The organism is Xanthomonas cannabis pv. cannabis (assembly GCF_000802365.1).
GTDB lineage: Bacteria > Pseudomonadota > Gammaproteobacteria > Xanthomonadales > Xanthomonadaceae > Xanthomonas > Xanthomonas cannabis.
The window spans coordinates 1-6,520 of the sequence record NZ_JSZE01000158.1; the positions used below are offsets into that span (position 1 = coordinate 1).

Here is a 6,520-nt window from a genome sequence, read left to right on the forward strand (position 1 = left end):
GAGCCGCGTTCCTGGGCACACAGCCCAGCACCAATCGTCAGCTGTTCTACAACCTGGTGATGCCGGTGTCCGATGCGGTGGAGATGTATTCGTTCGGCGGCCACAACCGACTGGATGGCGACATTACCTACTTCTTCAGGCGCGCAGGGCAGGACGAGACCGTTCGTGCGATCTATCCCGACGGCTACAGCCCGACCCTGGATACCGCCATCGACAATACCTCGATCGCTGCAGGGCTACGCGGGCACGATCTGGCCGGGTTCGGCTGGGACCTTTCGACGGTCTACGGCAACAACACGCAGGACCTGACCTATGACAACAGCGTCAATGTATCGCTCGGCGCCCAGTCGCCGACGCGCTTCTACCGTAACGGCGCCGAGTTCGATCAATGGACCACGAATCTGGATCTGAATCGTGAGATTGCCCTGGGGCATGCAAATCCATTGCGGCTGGCGTTGGGTGCGGAATACCGCTACGAGCGGTACCGTCTGTTCACCGGCGCCGAGGAAGGCTACATCAACGGCGGCATCCCTATCTTGGACGGCCCGAATATCGGTCGCCCATCGATCCCGGGTGCGCAGCCCGGTCCCAGCAACGGGCCGGATGACACTGCGGACCTTGACCGACGCAGCCAGGCTGTCTACGCCGAGGCGGAACATTCGCCGATCGGTGGGCTGCTGTTGAACGCTGCCGCGCGCCACGAGCACTACTCCGACTTCGGCGACACCACCAATTTCAAGCTGGCCGCCCGTGTGGAACTCAATGCGCTCGTGGCACTGCGCGGGTCATACAACACCGGCTTTCGGGCACCGGCATTGGCGCAATCCGGCTACAACGCCTCCAACACGCTGATACTCAATGGATCGCAGGCGATCGTGCGGGTGGCCGCAGTGGATACGCCAGCCGCGCGCCTGGCCGGAGCCTCGGACCTGAAGCCGGAGACGTCCCGCAACGTGTCGCTGGGCACGGTCTTTCAGAACGGCAACTGGTCCGCATCGTTGGACGCCTACCGCATCGAGCTGCGTGATCGCATCGCGATTTCCTCGACGTTTCAGGATGCTCGCCTGACTAGCTATCTAGCCGCCAATGGCCAATCCGGCTTTGCCGCGATCTCATTCCTGACCAATGCGGTCGATACGACCACCCGTGGCCTGGACCTGGTGGTCAACTACCGACGCGTCTTCGATGAGGGCTCCGTTCTGACCGGCACGTTTGCCGGCAACTACAACAAGACCGAGTTCGATCAGATTGCCGGCACCCCCGCGCCGATCGCCGCGTTAGGCATTACGGCGCCACTATTCGACTTGACCCAGCAGCTGCGCTACTCCGACAGCCTGCCGCGCGACAAGCTGATGTTCAATCTGGACTACACGCATGGGCGCTTTGCGGCCAGCATGACGAATACGCGCTACGGCAAGGTTTCCACGGTTGCGATGACGGCCAGGAACGCAGCACAGGTGGCCGCACTGATGCCTGGCTACGACACCCGCCTGGTCGCCGCCTCTGCCAGCACCTACGATGTGATTCAAACGTTTTCTCCGAAGATCATCACCGACCTGGAACTGTCCGCACAGGTAACGCCCGCACTGCGTGTCAGCCTGGGCGCACAGAATCTGTTCGATATCTATCCCGACGAGAATATTGCCTCCACGGTGGCAAGCGTCGCGGCGGGCAGCAACGGTTCGGATAACGCAGGGATGCATCCTTACAACGCAACATCGCCCTTCGGCTTCAGCGGACGAACCGTGTTCATGCGCGCCGCCCTGACGTTTTGATTGGGCTGCCAGTTGATGGCAAGTCGAGACGATCACCTGGCAGCACACAGGACGTCTGCGTAGATGGAGCACGGGTTCACAGGACGTGGCCCTTGCATGGCAGCTGCGGGGCGTCAGCAGCAGCTGACGCGACGCTGCAGTGGTTGGATCAACCTTTGGCTGAGAGGGGGCCACATGCGAGAGCGCCGAGATTTCTTGAAGTTTTCCGCTTCGCTCGCCGTTTCATCGATGCTCCCCGAAACGGGAGCGACCGACATTCCCTCCAACATCCCCCAGTCGCCGAAACCGCCGGATGAGCTCGCCGCGGATGAAGCGCACTGGAGCAAGATTCGAGCGCTGTATACAGAACAGGACGACATCATCAACCTCGAGCACGGCTATTGGGGCAAGATGTCGATGCAGGTGGAGGCCGCTTTTGCTCGGCATACGCACAGGGTCAACAAGGAGCTCTCCTGGTACGCCCGCCGTGCGTACGATGCAGACTTTCTGAACTCACGCAGGCTGGTTGCGGACGCGTTCGGCGTCAATGTCCACGAGGTGATGCTCACGCGCAATGCGACCGAATCCTTTATCAACCTGATCACGCAGTACGACAGGCTGACACCAGGCGACAGCATTCTTTGGGCGGACGCAGACTACCCGGAGTTCAAACGCATGATGGCTTGGTTGAGCAAATCACGTCACGTCGGCGGTCACAGGCTCGACCTGCCAAGCAGCGGTAGTGACGAAGATTATCTCCAGGCGTATGCGCAGGCGTTCGATGCGCACCCACGGCTCAAGCTGGTCCTTCTGACCCACGTCAGCAATCAGCACGGGCTCGTCCTGCCGGTCCGGCAGATCGCCGCCCTGGCCAGGCAACGCGGGATCGACGTCATCTGCGATTGCGCCCAATCCTGGGGGCTACTGGACTTCACGCTCGACGCGCTCGATGTCGATTGGGCGGTCTTCAACCTGCATAAATGGATCGGGTCGCCGGTCGGCGTTGGCGCGCTCTACATGCGGCAAGGCACCCTTGGTGCAGTGAAGCCATTTCCTGGAGAAGAGGAGGGCGATGCGGATGTTGCAAACCGCGTGCATTTGGCGACATCGGACTTTGCGGCCTTCATGACCGTTCCGGATGCGCTGGCCTTTCATCAGGCAGTGGGAGGTGCCAACAAGCACGCGCGCTTGACGTATCTGCGCAATGTCTGGGTGTCGCGACTGGACGCGTCAGATGCGGTGGAAATCCTTGGCGCCGCAGACGCCAGCAATGCATCGGGCATGGGCGGATTTCGCTTGCGAGGTCGCAGTTCGAAAGCAGCGGTCAGCGCGCTGCAGGCATCCTTGCAGAACGAATTCGGCATCTTCACGGTCGTGCGTAGCGACCTTGCCAGCGGCTCCTGCATTCGCGTGACGCCGCAGGTCTTTACGCCGGCAAGTCACCTGCTGGCGTTGGCCGACGCTGTCACGGCGATTGCTGCACGTGCCTGATCATTGCAGTGCCCGCAGCCAGCCCCTGCGTTGATGGGTGATGCGATGCCCGGTGGGCTGCATGCAATGCGCTGCCCAGGCAGACGGAGCTTCTGCCGTATCGGGTTCCCGCGACAAGCGGGGCAGGCGTGCCGAGCCCGGCCGTCGTTGTCGAGGCGGGTAGGGAGCAAGGCCTGGGACGCTTACTTTGCCAACCTGCTGAGCAAAGGTGCAGCGGCAGCCACTGCCAGCAGCGCGATTGCAACTCCGATCAGCGCCGTGATCAAACCGGCACTGTGCGAAACGAATCCGATCAACGCCGGCCCGGCCAGCACCCCTGCGTAGCCAAGCGTCGTCACCGCAGGAATCGCAATGCTTTCAGGCATTGATCGTTGCGATCCGGCCATCGAAAACAATGCCGGCACGATGTTGGCGCATCCCACACCGATAAGCCCGTATCCGACCAGCGATACCTGCCAGACAGAGACCAACGTCGCGATCAGGAAGCCAGCAGCGCCTATCAGGCCACCCACCATGATCGATGAGGTGCGTCCCAGGCGTTCGACCAACGAGTCCCCGAAAAGCCGGGTAACGGTCATCGACAACGAGAACACCACATATCCCAGGCCTGCGAGGCTTGGGGCAACATGCCGTGTCTCGGCCAGGAATACCGCGCTCCAGTCCAGCACCGAGCCCTCTGCCAGAAATGCCACGAAAGCCAGCAGACCGATCAGCAGCACGATCCCGCTGGGCACCGCAAAGGTTGGCCCGGCGTGTTCGAGCTTGTTCGAACGCCAGTGACGAGCAGCCACTGCCGTCAGCACGGCCATCGTCGCAACCGCCAGCAGTGTCGTGGCCAGCAGTGCAACACCTGCGGCCAGCATGAGCGTCATGGCACCTGCGCCAACGAAGCCGCCTATGCTGTAGAACGCGTGGAACCCGGACATCATCGTGCGCCCGCTGTCGCGCTCGACAACGACGGCCTGGATGTTCATGGTGCAGTCCATTGCACCGATTGCGGCGCCGAAGAAGAACAGGGTTATTCCAAGCCAGAACGCGCCGTTCGCAAGTCCAAGCATTGGCAGCAGCCCCAGCATCACCACCGTGGTAAAGACCATGATGGTTCGACAGCCGTGCCTTGCGGCCAGCGCGCCGGCGAGCGGCATGGCGATGAGCGAGCCGGTGCCTAGGCAGAGCAGCACCACCCCAAGCGCGGCATCGTCGAGGCCTGCGTGCGTTTTCGCGAAAGGTACGATGATGGCCCACACGGCAGTGACGAAGCCTGGCAAGAAGAATGCAGCACGTGTGGCGTGTTGTTGCGCGTTGGGCGATGCGGGCATGGTGGTAGACGGCATAGTAAAAGGGGGAGGGCACTGACCTGTGTCAGGGCGCAACCGTGGAGTCGCACGGAACCAGCGAATGCGGATGTACGAGCTCGCGCCAGGCCGGTAGCAACGGTTCGGTGACTGCATGCAGCATTAAATCGACTGCAGTGATGCCCATCTCCTGGATTGGCTGGTGCATGACCGTGCCGGTAGCCGGCCAGGCGTTCGCTGCTATCGTCGTGGCCTGTCGGGCTGGTGATGAAAGCAATCTCTCGGTGCCCCAGTGCGATCAGGTGGGTCATCAGCTCATCGGCTGCGCATTTGTTGTCGATCCTGACGGTACCCACGTCATTGAGCAATCCTGCCGTAGCAAATGCCACAGCCGGCAAATGCAGCCGCCGGAATAGGCTCGAGCCTGCGAGCAATTCAGCAAATCGAGGTATCAGCACCAGAGCTTCGGCGCTGCAGCGAGCGCCTGGGTCACTAGAACATCGGCATCGTCGACTCCGATACCGGAGACGTTGCGCAGCAGGAGTTGCGTGCTGCGGACATTGGCAGCATTGAGGGTGGCAACAAGCACTGCTGTCAAAAAACGGCGCGCGCATATCTGGATGAAGCAGCGCAATGCGTGTCCTGCTGGGGAGTGAGTACTCATTTTTACATAATATACATTATGCGAAATGGCGTATCGGGCGATACGCGCACGACTGCGCTGGATCTGGCTGTGGATCAAGACTTGCCTGCCGAACCGTTCCCCTAGCGAAACGGAGATCGCCGCATGACTGACACCTACAATCTTGACCGTCGCCCGCCGTGCTGGCCTGTTGGCGAGCAATGCCCAAACAGCTGCGCGGCAGATCTGCATAGGCGCGTCGTTACGAACCATCTGGAACTCACCGGTCCCTGGGCTGGCTGGCGCCTGGCTGGGCGCGACCTGGTTGCACCGAGCGGCGAACGGATCCCAGAACGCCGGCTGCGCGGATTGCTCTGGCATGCCAATGCCAGCGACGTCCGGGATTCGGTCCGCAGGCGGAACGCAGCACGCAAAGCGGTTCAGCAGTCGATGGTCAAGGTCGTCGTGGTGGATCTTGGCGAATGGCGAGAACGCCACTTCGGACGCATCGCGGGATAAGGCGTTATCCGTAGGGGCTATGCCCCTACACCCCAGGTCTACAATGCCCACTCACGAACCGGGGGCGGCATGGAACGCAGATATCGGGAAGCAGACTCATCAGACCTATGGTGGCAGATCGCTTTAGGCGGCTTCATCGCGCTACTAGCGCATAGCATAGTCATTGGGCTGTACACCAGATACGAGACCCGCCAAGCGATGGCACAGCTTGAAAGAGAATCGAAACTGGCAACGCAGCAAATGCAGCGCGCACTTAGAGAGAACGTGCAGACACCCAGGCAAGCGCCAGACTTGCGGGAATATGCCCCCCAACGGCCATTAAGCGACGGCGAGCGTTGCTTACAAGGTCGCCGCTTCAAGCGCGTGTCAAATGGCTGGGTGCAGCTGCCGCACGATCCCTGCTGATCCTCTACAGATCAGCGGTAGTCGAAGGAACGCTAGTAGCAGTAGCGTAAGGCTTGGACTCGGGGAAGCTGCCGACTTCACGTGTGCCTCTAGCAATGACAGATCCACCGAGCTGCAACGGCTGATTCTGATGGGCCACCTGCTCGGTCTGTGCCTGCTGCTGTTGTTGCTGCTGCTGCTGGCGCACATCCTTGTACGGGTTGTACGGCGCACCATTGCGCGCAAGCGTGCGGCACATAGGCTGCGGGAGATCGTAACGTGTGCCCTGCTCTGTCATGCACGTACAGGACGCTTCGCGCGGATCTGACGCGGTCGGCATGCTGCGACGTCCCCCCAATTTTGAGTAGCACCTCAGTTTGGAGTCCAATTCCCTACCCCAAGGAGATTGGACGTGAAGAAGCGTTTTTCCGAAGAGCAGATCATCGGCTTCCTGC

Annotated in this window: 5 protein-coding genes and 2 pseudogenes; 4 read left to right on the forward strand and 3 right to left on the reverse strand. The window is 61.1% G+C overall.

The features are described from left to right. Positions 1–8 precede the first annotated feature (8 nt). Both OZ10_RS18955 and OZ10_RS18960 read left to right on the forward strand, forming a co-directional pair. Positions 9–1,775, forward strand: a pseudogene (locus OZ10_RS18955) (TonB-dependent receptor plug domain-containing protein); the annotation flags it as partial. A 195-nt stretch (positions 1,776–1,970) separates the two neighbouring features. Further along, positions 1,971–3,245, forward strand: a complete 1,275-nt coding sequence (locus tag OZ10_RS18960) for an aminotransferase class V-fold PLP-dependent enzyme (RefSeq protein WP_228888955.1) — start codon at positions 1,971–1,973, stop codon at positions 3,243–3,245. A 182-nt stretch (positions 3,246–3,427) separates the two neighbouring features. On the opposite strand, the gene OZ10_RS18965 is transcribed toward OZ10_RS18960, so the two are convergent. Next, positions 3,428–4,579, reverse strand: coding sequence for an MFS transporter (locus OZ10_RS18965; protein ID WP_052210070.1), 1,152 nt, complete (start codon positions 4,577–4,579; stop codon positions 3,428–3,430). A 140-nt stretch (positions 4,580–4,719) separates the two neighbouring features. On the opposite strand from OZ10_RS18965, the gene OZ10_RS22370 reads away from it, so the two are divergent. After that, positions 4,720–4,956, forward strand: a complete 237-nt coding sequence (locus tag OZ10_RS22370; protein WP_139051367.1) for a hypothetical protein — start codon at positions 4,720–4,722, stop codon at positions 4,954–4,956. Positions 4,957–4,991: 35 nt separating this feature from the next. Here OZ10_RS22370 and OZ10_RS22945 read toward each other — a convergent pair whose 3' ends face one another. Further along, positions 4,992–5,174 carry a hypothetical protein gene (locus OZ10_RS22945; protein WP_236727003.1) on the reverse strand — a complete coding sequence of 61 codons (183 nt, stop codon included), beginning with the start codon at positions 5,172–5,174 and terminating at the stop codon, positions 4,992–4,994. 153 nt (positions 5,175–5,327) lie between these two features. Between OZ10_RS22945 and OZ10_RS22740 the strand changes: the two genes are divergently transcribed. Further along, positions 5,328–5,681, forward strand: a complete 354-nt coding sequence (locus OZ10_RS22740; protein WP_167382289.1) for a hypothetical protein — start codon at positions 5,328–5,330, stop codon at positions 5,679–5,681. A gap of 409 nt (positions 5,682–6,090) precedes the next feature. Here OZ10_RS22740 and OZ10_RS22950 read toward each other — a convergent pair. After that, positions 6,091–6,520 (reverse strand): annotated as a pseudogene (locus tag OZ10_RS22950) (hypothetical protein); the annotation flags it as partial.